The sequence below is a fragment of the Streptomyces sp. NPDC051987 genome, from assembly GCF_040680735.1.
In the GTDB taxonomy this organism is placed as follows: Bacteria; Actinomycetota; Actinomycetes; order Streptomycetales; family Streptomycetaceae; genus Streptomyces.
Genome location: NZ_JBFAXI010000067.1, coordinates 1 through 23,693 on the forward strand (window position 1 = coordinate 1; position 23,693 = coordinate 23,693).

General features: G+C 69.4%; 13 protein-coding genes and 1 pseudogene. 13 read left to right on the forward strand and 1 reads right to left on the reverse strand.

The annotated features are described in order from the left end of the window. Positions 1-941 (reverse strand): glycoside hydrolase family 6 protein (locus AB0M11_RS28900; RefSeq protein WP_365710550.1); only part of this gene is annotated, 941 nt, incomplete at its 3' end. Between the two features lie 590 nt (positions 942-1,531). On the opposite strand from AB0M11_RS28900, the gene AB0M11_RS28905 reads away from it, so the two are divergent. From AB0M11_RS28905 to AB0M11_RS28965, 13 genes and pseudogenes are all read left to right on the forward strand, one after another. Further along, positions 1,532-1,885 (forward strand): hypothetical protein, encoded by a 354-nt coding sequence (locus tag AB0M11_RS28905; protein ID WP_365710552.1) that lies wholly within the window; start codon positions 1,532-1,534, stop codon positions 1,883-1,885. Positions 1,886-2,106: 221 nt separating this feature from the next. Continuing rightward, a complete protein-coding gene (locus AB0M11_RS28910) occupies positions 2,107-3,231 on the forward strand; it encodes a cellulose binding domain-containing protein (RefSeq protein WP_365710554.1) in 1,125 nt (374 codons plus the stop codon). Between the two features lie 265 nt (positions 3,232-3,496). After that, the gene (locus AB0M11_RS28915) at positions 3,497-4,519 is read left to right on the forward strand and encodes a LacI family DNA-binding transcriptional regulator (protein WP_365710556.1); all 1,023 of its coding nucleotides are present in this window, start codon (positions 3,497-3,499) and stop codon (positions 4,517-4,519) included. Positions 4,520-5,398: 879 nt separating this feature from the next. Next, the gene (locus tag AB0M11_RS28920; protein ID WP_365710558.1) at positions 5,399-6,841 is read left to right on the forward strand and encodes an arabinofuranosidase catalytic domain-containing protein; all 1,443 of its coding nucleotides are present in this window, start codon (positions 5,399-5,401) and stop codon (positions 6,839-6,841) included. Between the two features lie 92 nt (positions 6,842-6,933). After that, on the forward strand, positions 6,934-9,384 hold the full coding sequence (locus AB0M11_RS28925; RefSeq protein ID WP_365710560.1) for an RICIN domain-containing protein: 2,451 nt from the start codon (positions 6,934-6,936) through the stop codon (positions 9,382-9,384). Positions 9,385-9,443: 59 nt separating this feature from the next. Continuing rightward, on the forward strand, positions 9,444-10,595 hold the full coding sequence (locus AB0M11_RS28930; RefSeq protein WP_365710562.1) for a ricin-type beta-trefoil lectin domain protein: 1,152 nt from the start codon (positions 9,444-9,446) through the stop codon (positions 10,593-10,595). Positions 10,596-10,662: 67 nt separating this feature from the next. Further along, positions 10,663-12,123, forward strand: a pseudogene (locus AB0M11_RS28935) (endo-1,4-beta-xylanase); the annotation flags it as partial. 412 nt (positions 12,124-12,535) lie between these two features. Beyond that, complete coding sequence (locus tag AB0M11_RS28940) at positions 12,536-13,969, forward strand: arabinofuranosidase catalytic domain-containing protein (protein WP_365710564.1); 1,434 nt, start codon at positions 12,536-12,538, stop codon at positions 13,967-13,969. A 43-nt stretch (positions 13,970-14,012) separates the two neighbouring features. Further along, positions 14,013-15,644: a ricin-type beta-trefoil lectin domain protein gene (locus tag AB0M11_RS28945; protein ID WP_365710566.1), complete on the forward strand. Its 1,632-nt coding sequence runs from the start codon at positions 14,013-14,015 to the stop codon at positions 15,642-15,644. Between the two features lie 71 nt (positions 15,645-15,715). Beyond that, positions 15,716-17,281 carry an arabinofuranosidase catalytic domain-containing protein gene (locus AB0M11_RS28950; protein ID WP_365710568.1) on the forward strand — a complete coding sequence of 522 codons (1,566 nt, stop codon included), beginning with the start codon at positions 15,716-15,718 and terminating at the stop codon, positions 17,279-17,281. Between the two features lie 68 nt (positions 17,282-17,349). After that, positions 17,350-19,182: an RICIN domain-containing protein gene (locus tag AB0M11_RS28955; RefSeq protein ID WP_365710570.1), complete on the forward strand. Its 1,833-nt coding sequence runs from the start codon at positions 17,350-17,352 to the stop codon at positions 19,180-19,182. Positions 19,183-19,228: 46 nt separating this feature from the next. Further along, positions 19,229-21,637 carry a ricin-type beta-trefoil lectin domain protein gene (locus tag AB0M11_RS28960; RefSeq protein ID WP_365710572.1) on the forward strand — a complete coding sequence of 803 codons (2,409 nt, stop codon included), beginning with the start codon at positions 19,229-19,231 and terminating at the stop codon, positions 21,635-21,637. Between the two features lie 53 nt (positions 21,638-21,690). Continuing rightward, on the forward strand, positions 21,691-23,673 hold the full coding sequence (locus tag AB0M11_RS28965; RefSeq protein WP_365710574.1) for an alpha-L-fucosidase: 1,983 nt from the start codon (positions 21,691-21,693) through the stop codon (positions 23,671-23,673). Positions 23,674-23,693: the final 20 nt, after the last annotated feature.

Here is a 23,693-nt window from a genome sequence, read left to right on the forward strand (position 1 = left end):
ATGGTCACGCAGGCGTCGGTGGTGGTGGGTGTGCCGCCGGCGTTGGTGACCAGGTTGGGCAGCGAGTCGGGTTCGATGACCGTGGCGATCCGCAGCCCCGCGTACTTCGGGTCGGCAAGGATCGAGGCGATCGGGTCGATGTACTGGGACTTGTACTTGTCGATGTCGTTCGGGCCGAGTTCGCCGTTGGAGGCGAGGGCGGCGCAGTCACGGCCCGGCAGGTCGTAGATGACCAGCTGGACGACCAGGTCACCGGAACCCTTCTGCTTCAGTGCCTCGTCGAGGTGGGCCCGCAGCCCCATGCCGCCGTTGACGCCGTTGATCGCGGCGATCCGGTCGAGCCAGACGGCGGTGGGCTGGTCGGCGATGCGGCTGCCACCCGGTTCCGCCGCCGCCTTGGCCGACCACTCAGGGTTCACATACACCTTGGCCGCGGCATAGGGGTTGTCGACCCGGCCGTCCGTGCCACCGCCGCCCCCTCCACCGCCCGTGCCGCCCCCTGTGCCACCACCGGTGCCGCCGTCGTCGACGTTGCAGGTGACACCGTCAAGGGTGAAGCCGGACGGCACGGCGTTGGCGCCGCTGTAGGAGCCGTTGAACCCGAAGCTGACCGAACCGCCGGTCGCCAGGGAACCGTTGTAACTCTCGTTGCCGGCCGTCACGGCGGCACCGCTCTGGGAGAGCTTCGCGTTCCAGCCACTGGTGACCCGCTGGCTGCCCGCGAACGACCACGTCAGCGACCAACTCGATTTCGCCGGTCCGTTGTTGGTGATGGTGACCGCAGTCGTGAAGCCGGTGTCCCACTGGTTCTGCACCGTGTAGTCCACGGTGCAGGGGACCGACGAGACGGCGGCACCGGCCGGTGATGCGAGGAGCGCCGTGCCCGTGGTTCCGGCGACCAGCGCCAGAGCGGCCACGAGCGACATTCTGGTACGACTCATGAGTGCGGGTTCCTTCTCCTTCGGAGGTGATCACGAGGTGAGGGCACGCAAGTTCAGGGATGCCCTGAAGGGCGGTCCCAGGGCTCTCGATCGAGCAGGGGTGTCGACGCCGCCGACCGATCGGCGGGTCCTGCCCTCGGTGCCCGTGAGCCGGACGCCGGAGACGTGCGGGACAGGCGCGTAGCCGTCAGGCAGTGGTGGCACGGTCGGCCACGGGGGCCGGTTCCGGGACGCCGTCGCATCTCGGACCGGACAGCGCCCGACCGAGCGCGGCGCACCGGCGGCTGCCGTACCCGTGGCGGCCGGACGTACTGAGCACGCGGGGTGTCGCATGAGCGAGTCCTCACAGGTGGGCGGCTGTGACAGCCGCGCCGACTGATGGAATCGCTCCCACTGGTGCTGACGAAGCTAGCGCCGACCGGACCGCTTTCCCAGGGTTGGTGCCTGACTTTCTTCGCCAGGTTCCGCTCAATGCGATTCAAGTTCTCAACGTCTTGACGTGGTCGGCCTTCATCCTCACTATGGGAGCGCTCCCACTGGTTCAGCCTCGTTCCCCCACCGAGCCGCACTCCGCAAGGAGGACCAGAAACGTGGATCCCGGACGCCGGCGCAGAGCCCCGAAGCGGTTGCGGACCGCCGTCGAGGCGGCGTGTGCCCTGCCCTTGTCGATACGCGTCACCAGCACAACTCCCCGCCAGACGGGGGACGTTCAGCTCAACGTCGACTGCGCGTCCAGCGAGTGGGGTGTGGGCTGCGCCGCCGACCTCACCCTCGCCGACCGCGGCATGGACCTGTCGTCGTCGATGTTCGCCGCGTCGCGGTCCTTCTGCGAGATCGCCCCGGCCTGGTCGACGGTCGAGACCTGGCCCGGGCGTCGGCGGCACCCGTCTTCACCCCCACCGGCTACCGGTTCTGGGCCCAGGCGGACATCGCCCTGGCCGTGAACTCGTGCGCGGAACTCCTCGAACAGCCCCCGCCGAAGTCCGCGTACGCGCCCCCGTCGCAGGGAGACGGGGGCACCGGCCGGGCGGTCCCCGACCCCGGGGACCGCCCGGCAATCGTGAGGGGAATGATCGTCAGCCGACTGGTGCGAAACCGAATTGGGAGCGCTCCCAAACGATGCGGGCCGCTCCCGCTCCCCACCCGTCCCCAGCGGAGGATCCGCATGCAACAGTTGAAGAACCAGGGCACGGTGCACACGCTGTTCGCCGTGCTGCTCGCGTCACTCGTCGCACTGGCGGCGCTGGTCACCGCCGCTCCGGCGTCCCACGCCGACACGACCATCTGCGAGCCGTTCGGCACGACCACGATCCAGGGCCGCTACGTCGTCCAGAACAACCGCTGGGGCACCAGCGCCACTCAGTGCATCACGGTCACGGACTCCGGCTTCAGGATCGCCCAGGCCGACGGCTCCGTCCCGACGAACGGCGCGCCGAAGTCGTACCCGTCCGTGTACAACGGCTGCCACTACACCAACTGCTCGCCCGGCACCAATCTGCCGGCCCGGCTGAGTTCCGTGGCGAGCGCGCCCACGAGCATCTCCTACAGCTACGTGAGCGGTGCGCAGTACGACGCCGCCTACGACGTCTGGCTGGACCCGACGCCCCGCACGGACGGCGTGAACCGCACCGAAATCATGGTCTGGCTCAACCATGTGGGGCCCGTGCAGCCGGTCGGCTCGCCGACCGGCAGCTCCACCGTGGCCGGGCGCTCCTGGCAGGTGTGGTCCGGCAACAACGGCTCCAACGACGTGCTGTCCTTCGTCGCACCGTCGGCGATCGACAGCTGGAACTTCGACGTGATGGACTTCGTCCGCCAAGCGGTCGCCCGAGGGCTGGCGCAGGACAACTGGTATCTGACGAGTGTCCAGGCGGGCTTCGAACCCTGGCAGAACGGCGCGGGACTGGCGGTCACCTCGTTCTCCTCGGCCGTCAACCTCGGCGGCGGCACCGGTGGCGGTACGGGCGGCTCGGCGGCCTGCAAGGTGGCCTATGGCACGAACGTGTGGCAGGGCGGGTTCACGGCGGACGTCACCGTGACCAACACGGGCTCGTCGCCCGTCGACCCCTGGAAGCTCGCGTTCACGTTGCCGGCCGGGCAGCGGGTCACGAGTGCGTGGAGCGCCGAGATCTCGCCCTCGTCGGGAGCCGTGACGGCCGGCGGTATGGCGTACAACGCGTCCATCGCACCGGGCGGCCAGGTCTCCTTCGGGTTCCAGGGCACCTATGACGGCACCTTCGCCAAACCGGCCGCGTTCGGTCTGAACGGCACGTCCTGCTCCGTCGCCTGAGGGCATCGGAACAGGCAGTCCGCACTCGGCCGGCCCAGGGCCGTCCGCGTCCCACCGCGTGCACCCGGCCCCAGGTCCGCCCGGCCGACCTGTCCGACCGGCTGGGCGGGTCCGCGGCTGCTTCCTGGGCTTCACCGGGCTCCGCCGGAGCGCACCACCGCTGTCGTCCTGCTGCGCGCCGAGCCCCGTGGATCATGTGCGTAAGGCATGTGCCCGGGTCCTCCGTCCCGTAAGATCGGTGATCTCGCGGGTGGGGGAGGTGCTCATGGGCAGGCGACGACCTGGAGCGCCGACGCTGGAAGAGGTGGCCGCCCACGCCGGGGTCGGACGGGGCACGGTCTCCCGGGTCATCAACAACGCGGCCGGTGTGAAGGAGTCGACACGCCTGGCCGTGCAGCGAGCCATCGAAGAGCTCGGGTACGTGCCCAATCTCGCGGCCCGCACGCTGGCCGGGCAGCGTGCGGACGCCGTGGCCCTCGTCCTGACCGAGCCGGACTGGAGACAGTTCGCGGAGCCGTTCTTCTCGGAGATCGTCCGCTCCCTCGGTGACGCGCTGGCGGACACCGGAATCCAGTTGCTGCTCACTCTGGTCCGCTCGAAGGTCGAGCGGCAGCGGTTTCTGGAGTACGCGCGGGGCGGCCGGGTCGACGGAGTCCTGCTGATGTCCGTGCACGCGGACGACAGGCTGCCCGACATGCTCGCCGAGGCCCGGTTGCCGACCGTGCTGCTGGGGCGCCGCTCGGGCGACGAGTACGTGAGCTACGTCGACGCGGACAATGTGGGCGGCGCCCGGGACGCGGTGTCCCATCTACTGCGACAGGGCCGCACGGCGATCGCCACCATCACGGGGCCACTGGACATGTACGTCGCGCAGTGCCGACTGCGCGGTTACCAGGACGCGCTGGCACTGGCAGGCCTGAAGACGTCACGGTCCTGGGTGGCGGAGAGTGATTTCTCCGAGGAGAGCGGTCGTCGTGCCATGGCGGAACTCCTGGAACGGCATCCCGAGATCGACGCCGTCCTCGCCGCGTCGGACACCACCGCGACCGGCGCGCTGCACGCACTGCGCGCGGCGGGACGGCGGGTGCCCCAGGACGTCGCGGTGATCGGTTTCGACGACTTTCCGCTGGCCCAGCGCACCGAGCCGCGGCTGACCACGGTGCGTCAGCCGCTTGAGGAGATGGGCCGGGCCATGATCAGGGTGTTGTTGGAGGAGATGGAGGAGCAGTCCGCGGCCTGGCGCCATGTCATCCTCCGCACGGAGCTGGTCGTCCGGGAGTCGTCCTGACCGCCGTGAACCGGCCCGACGGTCGTCCGTTGCCGACCGGGCGACGGGCTCCGCGGTCTCCCTGACAAGGCGGCGTCCGACGTGGCCGGTCGTGGGCGGGACGGCGGCGACCGTCGAGGTGCCTGGCGGCCCGTCAGGCGATGACCGGGAAGCCGTACGGTTTCGGACGGGTTCCGAGGTCAGGGCGAGCGAACCGATTCGACGTAAGCGCTTCGACGGGATGTCACGGGCGGCGTTGCGCGGGCCCGTCGCGGTGCGCGAAGCGCAAACTGCGCCCATCCCGGTTCAGGGGCGTCTGCTTCGGCGAGCGGTGTCCGCTCCGGTGCTCCGTCATCAGGGTGCACGTCCGCGATGTTACTGGTCAGTGGCATGAAGGAGGGCCGGCCGGAGGTTCCGTGACCGGTGGTCGGTCACACGCACGTGGTCCCTGACACCATCGCGGCAGTGGGCCGGGCAGCGGTCCGGGGCCGTTGCATCGCAACTTTTCGTGCCTTCCAAGAGCTTGCGAACCGCGGCAATCAGCAGTCGAATCGATTCCGCACCAGGGTCCGCAGGAAGGGTCTCCCCACCCTTGGCCGCTCTGCGAGACCGGCAACACCGTGTCCTCCCAGACATCTCTCGGCAATCCCCCTGCACTACGGCACGTTCAGGTGCTTCGGCATGCGTCACCGCCACCCACCGCGACCCGACCAGGTCGCACCCGCACGGTAGGGAGTCCAGATGGGAACCACACATACAAGACGCCGCCGCTTGCTGCCCAGGCGCGACAGAGTCGAGCGATTGCTCGGGGCGTTACGCCAGCGTGAGTCGTCACGGAACACGTCGCCTCGGACACATCTCCCCTCGTCGGCGGGCCCGGCCCGTTCCCGGTGGAAGACGTTGGCCCGGGCGGGGGCCGCGGCCGCGCTCGTGGCCGGTGCCCTGGCCGGCGCCACGGCCACCGCCGGCACGGCTCGGGCCGCCACCTCCGGCCCCTGTGACCTCTACGCGGCAGGCGGCACACCCTGTGTGGCGGCGCACAGCACCACCCGAGCGCTGTACGCCTCGTACAACGGGCCGCTGTACCAGGTCCGGCGCGCATCGGACAACTCCACCCGGGACATCGGGGTCCTGAGCGCGGGCGGAGTCGCCGACGCCGCCGCCCAGGACTCGTTCTGCTCGGGGACGACGTGCCTGATCACGGTCATCTACGACCAGTCCGGCCGCAACAACAACCTCACCCAGGCACCCGGCGGCGGAGCCGCGGGCGGCCCCGACAACCTCGCGAACGCGACCGCCGCGCCCACCACGGTGGGCGGACACAAGGCCTACGGCGTCTTCGTGGCGCCCGGCACGGGCTACCGGAACAACCACACCAACGGCATCGCCACCGGGGACAACGCCGAGGGCATGTACGCGATCTTCGACGGCACGCACTACAACGGCGGCTGCTGCTTCGACTACGGCAACGCCGAGACGAACAGCAACGACGACGGCAACGGCACGATGGAGGCCATCTACTTCGGCAACATCAAGGTGTGGGGCTACGGTTCGGGCAACGGTCCCTGGATCATGGCCGACCTGGAGAACGGTCTCTTCTCCGGGGTGAACCAGCACTACAACGCCAACGACCCCACCATCAACTACCGCTACACGACCGCCATCATCAAGGGAGGCCCGAACCACTGGGCGATCCGTGGCGGCAACGCGCAGTCCGGCGGCCTGTCCACCTTCTACGACGGAGTGCGCCCCAACGTCTCGGGGTACAACCCGATGCGCAAGCAGGGCGCCATCATCCTGGGCACCGGCGGCGACAACAGCAAGGGCGCCCAAGGCACCTTCTACGAGGGCGTGATGACCTCCGGCTACCCCTCCGACGCCACGGAGAACGCCGTCCAGGCCAACATCACCGCGGCCGGGTACGGCACCTCCTCGGGCGGCGGAACGAGTACGGGCGCGCTGCACGCGGTGGGCGCGGGCAAGTGCCTGGACGTGCCGAACTCCTCCACCACGGCGGGCACTCAGCTGCAGATCTGGGACTGCAGCGGCGGCGCCAACCAGACGTGGACCCGCACCTCCTCGGGCCAGCTGACCGTCTACGGCGGCAGCAGCCAGATGTGCCTGGACGCGTACGACAACCAGACGTCCGCCGGTACCAAGGTGGTGACCTGGCCGTGCAACGGCGGTGCCAACCAGCAGTGGCAGGTGAACTCGGACGGCACCGTCACCGGCACCCAGTCCGGGTTGTGCCTCGACGTCACCGGTGCTTCCACGGCCAACGGCGCCCTGGCAGAACTCTGGCCGTGCAACGGCGGATCCAACCAGCAGTGGAGTCTGAACTGACCTGAACGGCCCGGGTCCGCGGCCGGCCCGCCGTCGGCCGCGGACCCCGTCGGCAGGCTCAGGACGACACGCGCCACCACCGGAGGAGGACCATGTCCAGAGTCAGAGCGCTGTGCGGCCGGTGGGCCGCTCCCACGGCTCTGCTCGCCCTGCTGGCCGGCAGCCCGGCCACCGCCTCGGTCGCGTACGCGGAACCGGCTCAGCATCAGGCGGGAGTCGCGGATCTGTACGTGGTGCCGAACGCATCGCCCGGCGGGGACGGCACCGCCGAGCATCCGTTCGCCACCCTTGCCCAGGCACGCCAGCCCGCGCACCGGATGTCGGCCGACGCGGACGTCGTGGTCCATCTGGCCAGCGGCGCCTACCGGTTGTCCGAGCCGCTGAGCTTCGGCTCCGGCGACGGAGGCCAGAACAACCACACCATCACCTATCAGGGTGCACCCGGTCAGCAGCCGGTCGTGACCGGTGCCCAGCAGATCACCGGTTGGCAGGTGCATGATCAGTCCCAGAACATCTGGTCGGCGCATGTCGGCAGCGGTGTCACCACCCGCCAGCTCTATGTCAACGGCAAGGAGGCACCGCGGGCCGCGATCCAGGTACCCCGGTCGGCCTTCACCTTCACCCCGACCGGTCTGACCGTCACCGACTCCTCGCTCGACTACCTGGCCGGCCTCACGGACCAGAACCACATGGAAGTCGAGAGCATCAACTCCTTCACCGACCGCTACGCGCCGGTCCAGTCGATCAGCGGCAGGACCGTCACCATGCAGCAGCCCGCGTGGAACAACAACTCCTGGGGCTACGACACCATCAACGCGCCGTTCGCCGGCGGGACGATGTACCTGGAGAACAACTACGCGTTCCTGCGGCAGGCCGGCCAGTGGTATCTCGACGCGTCCACCGGTGACCTGTACTACCGCGCCCAGCCGGGGCAGAACCCCGACGCTCTCGACGTAGAGCTGCCCAGGCTGCAGAACCTCCTCGGCATCAGCGGCAGTTACGGCTCACCGGTGACGGGTCTGAGCTTCACCGGCATCCGGTTCACGGGCACCTCCTGGCTCGGCCCCGGCGGACCCGACGGCTACGCGGACCAGCAGAGCGGCGCGCACATCACCGGCACCTACGCGATGCCCGCCAACTGGCTGAACACCTGCAAGTCGGGCTGCACCCAGTTCGAGGCCACCCGCAACCACTGGGCCCAGATGCCCGCGGCCGTCCAGGTCTCCGCCGCCACCGGCATCACGTTCTCCGGCGACACGTTCTCCGAACTCGGGCAGGCCGGACTGGGCGTGGGCAACGACGGTGTCGCCACGGCCTCCGGTACCGGTCTGGGCGCGAGCGGCATCACCGTCACCGGGAGCACCTTCACCGACATCGCCGGCGGTGGCATCCAGGTCGGCGGGATCCAGCCGGACGCGCACCACCCGAGCAACCCGCAGATGACCAACCAGAACATCACCATCAGCAACAACAGGGTCAGCGGGGTGGGGACCGACTACAAGGAGACCGCCGCCATCCTGTCCACCTACGTCACCAACGCGACGATCACCCACAACCAGTGCGACCACCTGCCCTACGACGGCATCGACATCGGCTGGGGCTGGGGCGCCAACGACCCGGGCGGCAGCCAGGACTACGTCAACCGGGGCACGTACAACTACCAGCCCGTGTACAGCACCCCCACGACGCTGAAGAACAACACCGTCACCCACAACCTGATCTACGACACCAAGAACGCGATGTTCGACGGCGGCAGCATCTACAACCTGTCCGCGAACCCCGGCTCGGTGATCTCCGAGAACTACATGTACGACAACAACCGCACCACTGCGCTGTACCTCGACGAGGGCTCCCGGTATCTGACGGTGTCGCACAACGTGGTTCAGGACGCGGGCAACTGGGCGCTCACCAACGCCAACGCGAACAACCACACCGACGACAGCACCTTCTCCGGCAACTGGTACAACGGTGGCAACACATACGTGGCCACCGGGCCTCCGCACAACAACGTCCTCACCGGCAACGTCCAGGTCAGCGGCACCAATTGGCCGTCGGACGCACAGCAGGTGATCCAGCAGGCGGGCGTCCAGTCATCGGGCGGTGGTGACGGATTCCCCACCGGCTACCACCAGTTGGGGATCGGCAGCAGCGGCCTGTGCCTGGATGTGTACGGCAACGCCGGCAGCGCGGGCGCCGCGATCGACCAGTGGACCTGCAACGGTCAGGCCAACCAGCAGTTCCAGTTCGTGCCGGGCGCCGGCGGTTACGGGCAGTTGCAGGCGCGGAACTCGGGCCTCATGGTGGGGGTTTCGGGCAGCCTCACGGCCGCCGGGACGCCGGACGTCGTGCAGCAGGCGCCCAGCGGGGCGACCGGCGCACAGTGGCTGCCGGTACGGCAGTCCGACGGGTCGTACTCCTTCCAGAACCAGAACAGCGGCCTGTGCCTGGACGTCTACGGCGGCGGCAGCAACCTCGGCCAACAGCTCGACCAGTGGCCCTGCAAGAACACGGCGGGCAGCAACCAGGACTTCACCCTGCGCTGACCGACCCCCACCCGCTCGTTCATCGCCACCCACTGTCCCGCACCCAGTGAGGAACACAGATGAAGAAGAAGGCCACGGCACTTCTGGCCGTCGCACTGACGGCAGCGGCCGGCATCGGCACCGCGTTGCCCGCGGCGGCCGCCACCGGCACCGGATCACCGGCCTCCACCGCACGGGCCGCCGCCGCGCCCACCGCCCTGCGGCTGATGCCGCTGGGCGACTCCATCACCTGGGGTGTCGGCAGCCCGTCGGGGAACGGCTACCGGAGCTTCCTGTGGAACCGGTTGGCGAACGAGGGGCATGCCCTGGACTTCGTGGGATCGGGCCGCAACGGCACGATGTCTGACCCCGACAACGAAGGTCACTCCGGCTGGCACATCAGCGAGATAGCCGGCATCGCGGACTCCGTGCTGGCCCGGTACCGGCCCAACGTGATCACCCTGGAGATCGGCACCAATGATCTGAACGGCGGCTCTCAGGCCGAACCCGCCGCCCAACGGCTCCATGCGCTCATCGACCAGATCACGGCCGACGCCCCTGACGCGACCGTCCTCGTCGGCACCGTGATCGTCTCCACCAGCAGCACCGAGGAGGCCACCCGTCCCGCGTTCAACGCCGAACTGCCCGGCATCGTCCAGGCCGAGCAGGCTGCCGGCAAGCATGTACGCCTGGTGGACATGAGCGCTCTGACCACCGCGGACCTGTCCGACTCCTTGCATCCCAACGACAACGGCTTCGGCAAGATGGCCGACGCCTTCAACGCCGGGGTCCAGGCCGCGGACGCGGCAGGCTGGATCAAGCCGCCGGTCTCCGTGGGCGCTCCGGTCCACTCCGGAGTCGCGGGCAAGTGCCTGGACGTCAACGGCGGCAACAGCGCCAACGGAACCGCCGCACAGATCTGGTCCTGCAACGGCGGCGACGCCCAGCTGTGGTCCGCCCGCTCGGACGGCACCTTGCGGGCGCTCGGGAAGTGCCTGGACGCCACGGGCGGTGGTACCGCCAACGGCACCAAGATCGAGATCTGGGACTGCAACGGAGGCGCCAACCAACAGTGGCAGGCCTACAACGGCGGTTACCGCAACCCCGTTTCCGGCCGCTGTCTCGACGACCCCGGTGCGTCTGCCACCGACGGTACGCAACTGGTCCTGTGGGACTGCAACGGCGGATCCAACCAGCAGTGGACCGCACTGCCGGTCACCTCCGCCCAGTGACCCGACCGGGGTGCCGACGTCTGGACGGTGCCCCAACCCCCCACACATACAAGGAGACTGATCCCTCATGTCCTGGCTCAACGAAGAGCCCCGTCTGCGCACGGTACTGGCCCTGGCCGCCGGACTGACAGCGGGCACGGCGCTGGCTCTCGCCGGTCCGGCGACCCCCGCGGCCCATGCCGCCTCCGGCACGCTGGGCGCGGCGGCCGCCGACAGCGGCCGCTATTTCGGTACGGCGGTGGCCGCCGGGAAGCTCGGTGACTCGACGTACTCCACGATTCTCGACCGGGAGTTCAACATGATCACCCCGGAGAACGAGATGAAGTGGGACACCACCGAGCCCTCGCGCGGCAACTTCAACTTCGGACCCGCCGACCAGATCGTCAGCCACGCCACAGCCCACGGTCAGCGAATGCGCGGCCACACCCTGGTCTGGCACTCCCAACTCCCGTCCTGGGTGAGCTCCATCACCGACGCCAACACCCTGCGCAGTGTGATGGACAACCACATCACCCAGGAGATGACCCACTTCAAGGGCAAGATCTACGCCTGGGACGTGGTCAACGAGGCCTTCGCCGACGGCGGCAGCGGCCAGCACCGCAGCTCGGTCTTCCAGAACGTGCTGGGCAACGGCTTCATAGAGGAGGCGTTCCGCACCGCGCGGACGGCCGATCCGGCGGCCAAGCTCTGCTACAACGACTACAACATCGAGAACTGGTCCGACGCCAAGACGCAGGGCGTCTACAACATGGTCAAGGACTTCAAGTCCCGCGGAGTGCCCATCGACTGCGTCGGCTTCCAGTCCCACTTCGGCACCGGCGGCCCGCCCGCGAGCTTCCAGACGACGCTGTCGAACTTCGCCGCGCTCGGCGTGGACGTCCAGATCACCGAGCTGGACATCGCGCAGGCGCCGGCAAGCGCCTACACGAACACCGTCAAGGCGTGCATGAACGTCGCGCGTTGCACCGGCATCACGGTGTGGGGCATCCGCGACAGCGACTCCTGGCGCAGCGGCGAGAACCCGCTGCTGTTCGACAGCAACGGCAACAAGAAGCCCGCCTACGACGCGGCCCTGACGGCGCTGGGCGGTGGTGGCACCGGGACCCCGGGCGGCGGCATCGTCTCGGGCCAGGTGTACCAGGTGAGCGTGGCCTCCGCGGGGCGGGTGCTGGACGTGCCGAGCGGGCAGACCGGGAACGGCACGCCGGTGCAGGTCTGGGACGCCAACGGGAGCGCCGCGAACCAGCAGTGGCGGGCGAACCAGAACAGCGACGGCTCGTACACGCTGACCAACACCGCCAGCGGGCGGGTGTTGGACGAGCCCGGTGGCCAGACCGGCAACGGCACGCGGTTGACCATCTGGGACAACAACGGCGGCGCCAACCAGCACTGGCGGGCGAGCCAGAACAGTGACGGTTCCTACACCCTGATCAACGTGGCCTCCGGCCGCGCCCTGGAGGTCCCCGCGGGGCAGAGCGCCAACGGGAGCCCCGTCCAGATCTGGGACTCCAACGGCGGCGCCAACCAGCACTGGAGGCTCGGGTGAGGTGACCGGCACCCGGTAGGGGCCCTCCGAGCGGACACCCGCGCCCGGTACGGCAGTCGTAGCCGGACGCGGGTTCCGGCCTGCCCTCAGACACGGCGAACATGTGCAAGACATGGGATGTATCGAGCAGAGAATCGCCAAGTGCGGTCTATTGACAGGGTGTTGGGCCTGTGAGATCACTATGCGACATGGGATGTATGAGTGTTCCCTGTGCGTGCCTGGGGCGCGCAGACGGGAGCGGCCGACATCCCTTCCGAACGCTCTCGGACAGGCACGGCACTCTCCGTCCCTTCCCCCGCACACGCGAGGACACAGAATGCAGCCTTCATCCGCTCCGCCTCGTCACTCCACCGCTCGCGCGTCGCGCTTACCGGCGGCCGCCGCCGTGTGCGTGATGGGACTGCTGCTCGTGCTGCTCGCGAACGGGCCGACATGGTCCGCGTCGACGTCGCCGGCACCCCTGGTCGGTTCGGCGTCGGGCCGGTGCCTGGACGTCAAGGGCGACGTCGACACACCGGGTACGACCCTGGACCTCTGGGACTGCAACGGCCAGGCCAACCAGGCATTCCAGCCGACCTCGGCCGGCGAGTTGAGGACGATGAACGGCACCCGGTGCGTGGACGCCCTGGACGGGCGGACGACGCCCGGAGCTGCCGCGGTCATCCGCTCGTGCGACGGGCGGTCGACCCAGGTGTGGCGACAGAACGCCGACGGGTCCATCACCGGTGCCGCGTCCGGATTCTGCCTGGACGCCAGTGGAGCGGGTACGGCCAACGGCACCGCGGTCATCCTGTGGACCTGCAACGGCCAGGGCAACCAGAAGTGGACCGCACCGGCCGCCCCGCCTCCGCCTCCGCCCGGCGGGTCGGGTCCGTGCGACCTCTACGCCGCGGGTGGTACCCCGTGCGTCGCCGCCCACAGCACGGTGCGCGCCCTCTACGGCTCGTACAACGGCCCGCTGTACCAGGTCAGGCGCAGCTCGGACAGTGCGACCCGGGACATCGGCGTGCTGGCGCCGGGCGGCTTCGCCGACGCCGCGGCCCAGGACGCCTTCTGCGCCGGCACCAGTTGCGTGATCACGGTCGTCCGCGACCAGTCCGGGCACGGCAACGACCTGTGGTACCAGGGCTCCGCCCAGGTCCCGGGATCGAGCCAGAGCAGCCCGGCGAAGGCGACAGCCGAGTCGCTGACCGCCGGGGGCACCAAGGCGTACTCGCTGTACATCAACCCCGGGAACAGCTACTGGCGCGACGGTCACCTGACGGGCGTGCCGACCGGTGCGGCACCCGAAGGGGCGTACATGGTGACCAGCGGCACCCATGTCAACGGCGGCTGCTGCTTCGACTACGGCAACAGCGAGACGACCAGGAAGGCCGACGCCGCGGGAGCGATGGACGCCATCAACTTCGGCACCGAGTGCTGGTTCGGCGGCTGCCAGGGAAGTGGCCCCTGGGTGCAGGCCGACCTCGAATGGGGGCTGTACCCCGGCGGCAGCCAGTCCTGGAACCCCGGCCAGCGGGCGTTCAACGACAAATTCGTGACCGCGATGCTGAAGAACAACGGCACGTCCAGGTTCGCCCTCAAGGGCGGCAACGCCCAGTCGGGAGGCCTGACCACTCTGTGGGACGGCGCCCTGCCCGGCGGATACAGCCCCATGAAGAAACAGGGGGCCATCGTCCTCGGCAGCGGCGGCGACTGCTGCAAACCCGGCGGTGGTGCCAACCTGAGCGCCGGCACCTTCTACGAGGGAGCCGTCGTCGCGGGCTATCCCTCCGACACGACCGACAACGCGGTGCAGGCCAACATCACGGCCGCCGGTTATCGCTGAACGCCTGTCAGTTCTCCCCCTCCGGTCCAGGAGTAGATGCCCCATGCCCACGACCACCCCGCCGCCCCCACCGCTGTCTCTGCGCAGAATCCTGGCGCTCACCTTCTCGGCTGTGCTGCTCGCCGTGGCGGCACCCCTGCTCGCCCTCGGCACGGCGCACCCCGCCGCCGCACTCGGCAACGGACTCGCGCCGACCCCGCAGATGGGCTTCAACGACTGGAACGCCTACGGCTGCAACGTCTCCGAGTCGCTCATCAAGTCCACCGCCCAGACCATGCACACCAACGGCATGCAGGCGGCGGGCTACACGTACGTCAACATCGACGACTGCTGGATGACCAAGAGCCGTGACTCCGGCGGCCACCTGGTGCCGGACCCGGCGAAGTTCCCCGACGGCATCAAGGGCACCGCCGACTACGTCCACTCGTTGGGCCTGAAGCTGGGGATCTACGAGGACGCGGGCACCGCCACCTGCGCGGGATACCCCGGCAGCCTCGGCCACGAGAGCACGGACGCGCAGTCGTTCGCGTCGTGGGGCGTGGACTACCTGAAGTACGACAACTGCAACAACACCGGCGTCCCGGCCCAGACCCGGTACACCGCGATGCGGGACGCCCTCGCGGCCACCGGCCGGCCGATCCTGTACAGCCTGTGCAACTGGGGCCAGGAGAACGTGTGGACCTGGGGCGCCGGCGTGGGCAACAGCTGGCGCACGACGGGAGACATCAGCCCGACCTTCGCCAGCATGCTGTCGATCTTCCACAGCAACGTGGGGCTGGCCTCCTACGCCGGACCCGGTCACTGGAACGACCCGGACATGCTGGAGGTCGGCAACGGCTCCATGACGGCGACCGAGAACCGCAGCGAGTTCAGCCTCTGGGCGGAGATGGCCGCGCCGCTCATCGCCGGCACCAACATCCCCCAGGCGAGCGCCTCCACGCTGTCGACGCTGACCAACTCCCAGGTGATCGCGGTCGACCAGGACTCCCTCGGCAGGCAGGGCACCATGGTGTCGTCCGCCGGCGGCCTGGACGTGCTGGCCAAGCCGCTCGCGAACGGGGACGTGTCGGTCGCGCTGTTCAACGAGACGGGCTCGACGGCGACCATCAGCACCACCGCGGCCGCGATCGGGAAGACCGGGGCGTCCGCCTACACCCTCACCGACCTGTGGTCGGGCGGGTCCTCGACCACCTCCGGCACGATCAGCGCCTCGGTACCGGCCCACGGCACGGTCATGTACCGGGTCGCGGGCGGCACCAGCAGCGGCGGAGGCACCAGTGTGACCGGGGAACTGCACGCGGTCGGCGCGGGCAAGTGCCTCGACGTACCCAACTCCACCACGACCGCCGGCACCCAGGTGGAGATCTGGAGCTGCAACGGCGGCGCCAACCAGACCTGGACACACACCACGTCCAACCAGCTCACCGTCTACTCCGGCACGGCCCAGACATGCCTGGACGCCTACGACAACCAGACCACGCCGGGCACGAAGGTGGAGATCTGGCCGTGCAACGGCCAGACCAACCAGCAGTGGACGCTGAACTCCAACGGCACGATCACCGGCGTCCAGTCCGGCCTGTGCCTGGACGTCACCGGCGGGGCCACGGCGGACGGAACCCTCGCCGAGCTGTGGACCTGCAACGGGAGCAGCGGCCAGCAATGGACGCTGGGCTGACTCCCCCCTGCCCCTAGGCACCGGCAGCCGCGGTGCCGCCGTGCGGCGGCACCGCCACGGAGGAGGACTCCTTGCCCGGATCAAAGACCGACCACCTGCGAAGGCGCTTCCCGGCCCCGTTCCTGACCGCCCCGTTCCCGATCGCCGTGTTCCTGATCGCCCTGGCGACGGCCCTGGCCGCGTGGGGCACCCCGGCCTTCGCCACGTCCCCGCCGACCGGCGCCACCACCGCCGTCCACGGCTCGGCCCCCGGCCCCGCGGCCGCCGCGTCGCTGCCCTGCGACATCTATGCCGCGGGCGGCACCCCGTGCGTGACGGCCCACTCCACGACCAGGGCGCTCTTCGCGGCGTACGACGGGCCGCTGTACCAGATCCAGCGGTCCTCCGACCACGCCTACCGTGACATCGGGCTGCTCGCCCCAGGAGGGTACGCCGACGCCGCCTCCCAGGTGTCGTTCTGCGCGGGCACCTCGTGCACGATCACGAAGATCTACGACCAGACCACCCGCCACAACGACCTGCCGATCTCCTGGGGCGGCTACTGGAAGGGGCCCGGTCCGAGCGGATCCGACGTGGGAGCCGACGCCATGGCCCTGCCGGTGACCGCGGGCGGCCACCAGGTCTTCGGAGTCAAGGTCACCCCCGGTGTCGGTTACCGCATCGACCACGCGAGCGGCGTCGCCACCGGCTCCCAGCCCGAAGGCATCTACATGGTGACGTCGTCGAACTTCACCAACCAGTGGTGCTGCTTCGACTACGGCAGCGGCGAGAACTCCCACACCGACACCGGCAACGCCACCATGAACGCCATCTACTGGGGCAACGCCTGCTGGTTCGGCGGCTGCACCGGCAGCGGCCCGTGGGTGGAGGCCGACCTGGAGAACGGCATGTTCCACACCAACACCGGCTCCAACAAGGACCCTAACAACCAGGGCGTGCACCACCCGTTCGTCAGCGCGTGGCTGAAGAACAACGGCACCAGCAACTTCACCCTCAAGTACGGCGACGGCGCAAGCGGTGGACTGACCACCACCTTCTCCGGCCCCCTTCCCAACGGCTACTCACCGATGAAGGTCGACAGCTCCGTCCTCCTCGGCACCGGCGGCGACAACAGCGTCTCGGGACAGGGCGAGTTCTTCGAGGGTGCGATGACGGCGGGTTACCCCTCCGACGCCACCGAGAACGCCGTCCAGGCCGCCATCACAGCCGCCGGGTACGGGTCGTCGGGCGGCGGGGGCGGCACCACCGGTGCGCTGCACGCGGTAGGTGCGAGCAAGTGCCTGGAGGTACCCGGCAGTTCGACGACACCGGGCACCCAGACGCAGATCCGGGACTGCTCCGGCGGGGCCAACCAGACCTGGTCCGAGAGCACCTCCGGTGAGCTGAGCGTGTCCCTCGGAGGCAGCCGCCTGTGCCTGGACGCCTCCGGGCAGGGCACCAGCCCCGGCACGAAGGTCATCACCTGGACCTGCAACGGCCAGAGCAACCAGCAATGGACGCTCAACACCAACGGCACCGTCACCAGCGCCCAGTCCGGGCTCTGCCTGGACGTGTCGGGCGCCGCCACCGCCAACGGAACCCCCGTACAGCTGTGGACCTGCAACGGCCAGTCCAACCAGAAATGGACGCTGAGCTGACCGGTGAGCCCTCGCCCCCGGCTCCGGGGCGGGGGCATCCCGCCGCCGCCCCGACTCAGGAGGATCGGATGAGGATGACAGCGCGACCAGGCCTTCCGGCCCTGGTGACCGGCATCGTCCTGACACTCGTGCTGGCGCTGCTGACGACGGCCCCGAGCCGGGCCGCCTCGGGCACGTCGCTGAGCGTCGACCTGGCCTCGCCCCGGGGACCGTCGACCGGCGTGGGGGAGGGGTTCCTCTACGGCATCAGCCAGGACGGCACCCAGCCGGCCGACCAGTTCCTCCAGCCGCTGGGAATCAACGCCTTCCGTGGCGGCGGATGGTTCTCCGGCGGCTGGATCAGGGACGGCTACCAGTACGGGTCGGCGACCCGGGCCGACCTCGACTCGATCACCGCGCAGGCCCGGCGGCTGACCCGGCCGCCCTACCACGCGCAGTACCAGGTGCTGGTCAGCGACATCTACGGCGCCAACGGCGGCCAGCCCTCGAACACCAGGTATCCGTGCGACAACGGCGACTGCTCGAACTGGATCAGCTTCATCGACGCCACCGTGGGAGCCCTGCAGGCGACAGGGCTCACGTTCTCCTACGACATCTGGAACGAGCCGGACATCTCCGTGTTCTGGACCCGGGGCGTCAACAGCGCGCAGTACTTCCAGATGTGGGACACCGCCTACCGGGAGATCCGGCGCCTCGCCCCCGGGGCGCAGATCGTGGGGCCGTCCCTCGCCTTCACCCCGCAGCGCAACCCGGGGGAGTGGCAGACCTGGCTCGCACACGTGAAGGCGGCCGGGACCGTCCCCGACATGATCAGCAACCACAACGAGGGCGACGTCGACGACCCCGTCACCGTCGCCCAGAGCCTGCGCACCTCCCTCGGCTCGGCGGGCATCGGCCCGCTGCCGCTGTCCTCGAACGAGTACCAGCCCGCCGACCGGCAGACCGCCGGAGTGACGGCCTGGTACCTGGCCCGGTTCGCGCAGTCCGGGTACACCAACGCCATGCGCGGCAACTGGGTGTGCTGCACCACCCCGAACCTGACGGGAGTGCTCACCCAGAGCGGGGGCACCTGGCAGCCGACCGGCAACTGGTGGGCGCTTCGGGACTACGCCGACATGACGGGAACCCTCGTCGGCACCTCCGGGCAGGTCGGCTCCACGGCCATCGCCGCATCCGAGGACTCCGCCGCACAACGCGCCGTGGCGCTCATCGGTGACTCCAACGGGTACACCGGCGCCGCGTCCGTGACCTTCGACGGGCTGTCCTCCGTGCCCTGGCTGACGAACGCGGGCAGCGTCCACGTCACCGTGCACCGCATCCCGGACCAGGCGCCACTCGGTGCGCCGCAGACCGTGTACGACCAGAACGTGAGCGCATCCGGTGGCTCGCTCACCGTGCCGCTCACCTTCCAGGCAACGCACGACGCGTTCGCCGTCTACCTGACCCCGGCCTCCTCCGGCGGCACGGGCTTCCCGGACGGCTACCACCAACTCGTCGTCGCCGACGACAACCTGTGCCTGGACGTCTACGGCAACTCCACCACCGCGGGCGCCGTGGTCGACCAGTGGACCTGCAACGGGCAGGACAACCAGCGGTTCCTGTTCGTGCCGGCCTCCGGCGGCTACGGCGAACTGCGCGCCCAGCACTCGGGCCAGGACGTGGCGGTCGCGGGCAGTTCCACGACGGCCGGCACCCCGGACATCGTGCAGCAGGCTCCCGGCCCCGCCACCAACGCCCTCTGGCTGCCCGTGCGCCAGTCCGACGGCTCCTACGCCTTGCAGAACCGCAACAGCGGCCTGTGCCTGGACGTCTACGGCGCCGGCAGCACCCCGGGACAGCAACTGGACCAGTGGCAGTGCAAGAACGCGCCGGGCACCAACCAGGACTTCGTCGTCCGCTGATACCGCACCCGACGCGGACCCACCGACCTGCGAAAGGAACCCCACCGTGTCAGCAATCAGACGGCTGCTGCGGCGCCTGCGCGCCTCGACCGCCGTGCTCACGGGCCTCCTCCTGGCCGTCGGCGGCCTTGTCGGCACCGTCGCCGCCCCGGCGCACGCCGCCACCTCGATCACCATCGACGGGACGTCCGGCGGACGGACCTTCGACGGAGTCGGCGCGATCAGCGGGGGCGGCGGCAACAGCAGACTCCTGATCGACTACCCCGAGCCCCAGCGCGGCCAGATCCTCGACTACCTCTTCAAGCCCGGCTACGGGGCCTCCCTGCAGATCCTCAAGGCCGAGATCGGCGGGGACACCAACTCCACCTCCGGCGCCGAACCGAGCCACCAGCACACCCGCTCCGACCTGAACTGCGACCGGGGCTACGAATGGTGGCTCATGGAGCAGGCCAAGGCCCGCAACCCGGACATCAAGCTCTACGGGCTGGCCTGGGGCGCGCCGGGCTGGATCGGCGGCGGGAACTTCTGGTCCACCGACATGGTCAACTACCTGGTCTCCTGGCTGGGGTGCGCCAAACAGCACGGCCTCGCCATCGACTACCTCGGCGGCTGGAACGAGCGAGGCTACAACGTCTCCTGGTACGAGCAACTGCGCAGCGCGCTCAACTCCAACGGCTACGGCAGCGTCAAGATCGTCGCAGCCGACTCGGACTGGACCGTGGCCAACGACGTCAACTCCAACTCGGCGTTCGCCGCCGCGGTGGGCGTCATCGGCACGCACTACCCCTGCGGTTACCGCTCCTCCCAGGCCAACTGCTCGGTGCCGTCGGCCGCCACGTCCTCCGGCAAGCCCCTGTGGGCCAGCGAGAACGGCTCGGACGACTACAACGGGGGAGCACCCGCCATGGCCCGCGGCATCAACCGCGGATACATCGACGGCCGGATGACCGCATATCTCAACTGGCCGGTGATCGCCGCGATCACGCCGAACCTGCCGTACCCCACCATGGGCCTCGCCCTGGCCTCGCAGCCCTGGTCCGGCCACTACGCGATCGGCAAGAACACCTGGGTCATGGCGCACACCAGCCAGTTCACCGCCCCGGGCTGGAAGTACCTCGACTCCTCCAGCGGCTACATCGGCGGCAACCGGAACAACGGCAGCTACGTCTCGCTGAAGTCCCCCGACAACTCCGACTACTCCAGCGTCATCGAGACGATGGACGCCGGCAGTGCACAGACCCTCAACTTCAACGTCACCGGTGGCCTGTCCGGCGGAACCGTCCACGTCTGGTCGACCGACGTCAACTCCTCCAACCCGGCCGACTACTTCGTGCACACCGCCGACGTCACCCCCTCCGGCGGAGGCTTCAGCCTGACCGTGCAGCCCCATCGCGTCTACACCCTGACCACCACCACCGGGCAGGGCAAGGGCACCGCCACCGGTCCCGCCCAGGGCGCCATGAGCCTGCCGTACAGCGACACCTTCGACGGCTACTCCACCGGCGCCGAGGCGAAGTACCTCATGGACTGGCAGGGTGCCTTCGAGGTGACGGCCTGCGGCGGCGGCCGCGGCGGCAAGTGCGTGCGCCAGATGAGTCCCCAGAAACCGATCACCTGGGACGCGCTGTCCGATCCGCACGCCCTGCTCGGTGACGTGGGCTGGAGCAACTACACCGTCTCCTCCGACGTGCTGCTCGAGCAGCCGGGATACGCCGAGCTGATCGGCCGTGCGAACGGTCAGGACTACAGCAGCACCGGCGGTCTGAACGCCTACCACCTGCGGGTGAGCGACACCGGTGCCTGGTCGATCCTGAATTCGGGCACCAACGGCACCGTCGCCACTCTCGCCCACGGCACGACCACGGCACTGGGCACCAACCGGTGGCACACGCTCGCGCTCACCTTCTCCGGGACCACCATCAGCGCCGTCATCGACGGCTCCACGGTCGGCTCCGCCACCGACCGCACCTGGGCCGGCGGGCAGATCGGCTACGCGACCAGCCAGGGCGAGACGGCACAGTTCGACAACCTCTCCCTCACCCCCGGAAGCGGCGGCGGAGGAGGCGGCACGACCGGCCCCATCGTCGGGAGTGCCTCCGGCCGGTGCGTGGACGTGCCCAACCAGTCGCAGACCTCCGGAACCCAGGTGGAGCTGTGGGACTGCAACGGCGGCAGCAACCAGCAGTGGACCAGCACACCGGCCGGTGAACTGCGGGTCTACGGCAACGCCTGCCTGGACGCGGCGGGCAGCGGCACCAGCCCCGGCACCAAGGTCGACATCTCGGGATGCACCGGCGGCAGCAACCAGAAGTGGACGCTCAACGCCGACGGCACGCTCACCGGTTCCCAGTCCGGCCTGTGCCTGGACGCCACCGGCGCGGGCACGGCCAACGGCACCCTGCTGGAGCTGTGGACCTGCACCGGCGCCGGCAACCAGAAGTGGACACGCGAGTGACCGGCACCGGCCGGGACCGCCACCCCGTCACCTGACCCTGAAGGACCCCCCACATGACCGCCTCCCCCCGCCCGATCAGCCGACGCCGCCTGCTCGCGGCGACCGGCGCGGCCACAGCCGCCGGCCTGCTGCGGTTCGCCCCCCAGGCCGCCGCCACCGACGGGCCCGCGAGCTACACCGCCACCTGGTCCTCCGTCGACCAGCACCCCCCGGCCCCCGCCTGGTTCAAGGACGCCAAGTTCGGCATCTACTACCACTGGGGCGCCTTCAGCGTCCCCGCGTACGGCAACGAGTGGTATCCGCGCAACATGTACATCGGCGGCTCGAACGAGAACCAGCACCACATCGCCACCTACGGCGACCCCTCGGTGTGGCCGTACCACAACTTCATCGACGGCGCCCGCGACAAGGCGGGCAACTACGTGCAGTTCGCCCCCAGACTCGCCTCCCAGGGCGGCAATTGGGACCCGGACGCCTGGGCCCGGCTGTTCAGGTCCGCGGGCGCCAGGTTCGCCGGCCCGGTCGCCGAGCACCACGACGGCTTCTCGATGTGGAACAGCCGCGCCAACCCGTGGAACTCCGTCCAGCACGGCCCCCGGCTCGACCTGGTCGCCCTGCACGCCCAGGCCATCCGCGCCCAGGGCCTGAAGTTCATGGCCTCGCTCCACCACGCCTACCACTTCAACGGCTACTACGACCACGTGCCGTCCCAGTCCGACCCGTCCCTGCGCATCCTCTACGGACAACAGGGCACGGCGGCCGAGAACAAGCTCTGGTACGACAAGCTGGTCGAGGTCATCGACGGTTACCAGCCCGACCTGCTCTGGCAGGACTTCGACCTGAACCTGGTGCAGGAGTCCTACCGACTGCAGTTCCTCGCGCACTACTACAACCAGGCGGTCGCCTGGAACAAGGACGTGGTCGCGACCTACAAGGACGGCCTCGACAACAAGGGCGAGGTCTTCGACTTCGAGCGCGGCGGCCCGGCAGGTCTGCTCACGCCCTACTGGCTGACCGACGACAGCATCTCCTCCTCCAGCTGGTGCTACACGGTGGGCATCGGCTACTACACGACGCAGGCGCTGCTGCACTCCCTGATCGACCGGGTCAGCAAGGGCGGCACCATGCTGCTGAACATCGCCCCCATGGCCGACGGCACCATCCCCTCCGCACAGCAGTCGATCCTGCTGGCCATGGGGGACTGGCTCGGCCGCTTCGGAGAGGCGGTCTACGGCACCCGCTCCTGGTCCAGTTACGGAGAGGGCCCCACCAAGATGGGCGGCGGCTCCTTCAGCGGACCGGTGGCCGGCAAACCGCAGGACGTCCGCTTCACCCGCAGCCAGGACAACAAGGTCCTCTACGCCACCACGCTGGGCTGGCAGGGCGCGACCACGACCATCACCACGCTGAACTCGAACCAGATCAACCTCAGCACCCTGACCGGCGCCCAACTGCTGAACAACACCGCCGGCACCTACGTCAACCTGCCCGCACCCACCCAGGACGCCGCCGGCCTGCACCTGACCATGCCGTCGACGAACCCGCCGTTCAACGCCCTCGCCTACACGGTCAAACTCACCTTCTCCGGTGAGATCCCCGTCCTGGGCGCCCCGGGCGGCTCCACGACCTGGGTGAAGATCGCCAACGTGACCAGCGGACTGGTGCTCGACAGCGGGGGCAGCGTGGCTTCCGGCTCCAACCTCAAGCAGTGGAACTACGACGGCAGCGCCAATCTGCAGTGGCAGCTGATCGACCTCGGGAACGGCTACTACCGGATCATGAACCGCACCAACGGCATGGCCGCCGACAGCTGGGGCAACGCCGCCAACGGCGCTCCCGCCCGCCAGGAGGCGTGGAACGGCGGAAACAACCAGCAGTGGTCGCTGAACAGCCTCGGCGACAACCGCTACCAGATCATCAACCGCGGCACCGGCACCGCCCTGGACGGCAGCGGCAGCACCACGGTGGGGTCGACCACGGTGCTGTGGACGCCGAACTCCAGCACCAACAACCAATGGACGATCACCGGCGTGTGAACCGTCCGCGCGACCGAAGC

Coding starts and splice junctions, on each gene's coding strand:
- AB0M11_RS28910 (WP_365710554.1), top strand. CDS start 2,107: ATGCAACAGTTGAAGAACCAGGGCACGGTGCACACGCTGTTCGCCGTG.
- AB0M11_RS28915 (WP_365710556.1), top strand. CDS start 3,497: ATGGGCAGGCGACGACCTGGAGCGCCGACGCTGGAAGAGGTGGCCGCC.
- AB0M11_RS28925 (WP_365710560.1), top strand. CDS start 6,934: ATGTCCAGAGTCAGAGCGCTGTGCGGCCGGTGGGCCGCTCCCACGGCT.
- AB0M11_RS28940 (WP_365710564.1), top strand. CDS start 12,536: ATGGGACTGCTGCTCGTGCTGCTCGCGAACGGGCCGACATGGTCCGCG.
- AB0M11_RS28955 (WP_365710570.1), top strand. CDS start 17,350: ATGAGGATGACAGCGCGACCAGGCCTTCCGGCCCTGGTGACCGGCATC.
- AB0M11_RS28945 (WP_365710566.1), top strand. CDS start 14,013: ATGCCCACGACCACCCCGCCGCCCCCACCGCTGTCTCTGCGCAGAATC.
- AB0M11_RS28930 (WP_365710562.1), top strand. CDS start 9,444: ATGAAGAAGAAGGCCACGGCACTTCTGGCCGTCGCACTGACGGCAGCG.
- AB0M11_RS28965 (WP_365710574.1), top strand. CDS start 21,691: ATGACCGCCTCCCCCCGCCCGATCAGCCGACGCCGCCTGCTCGCGGCG.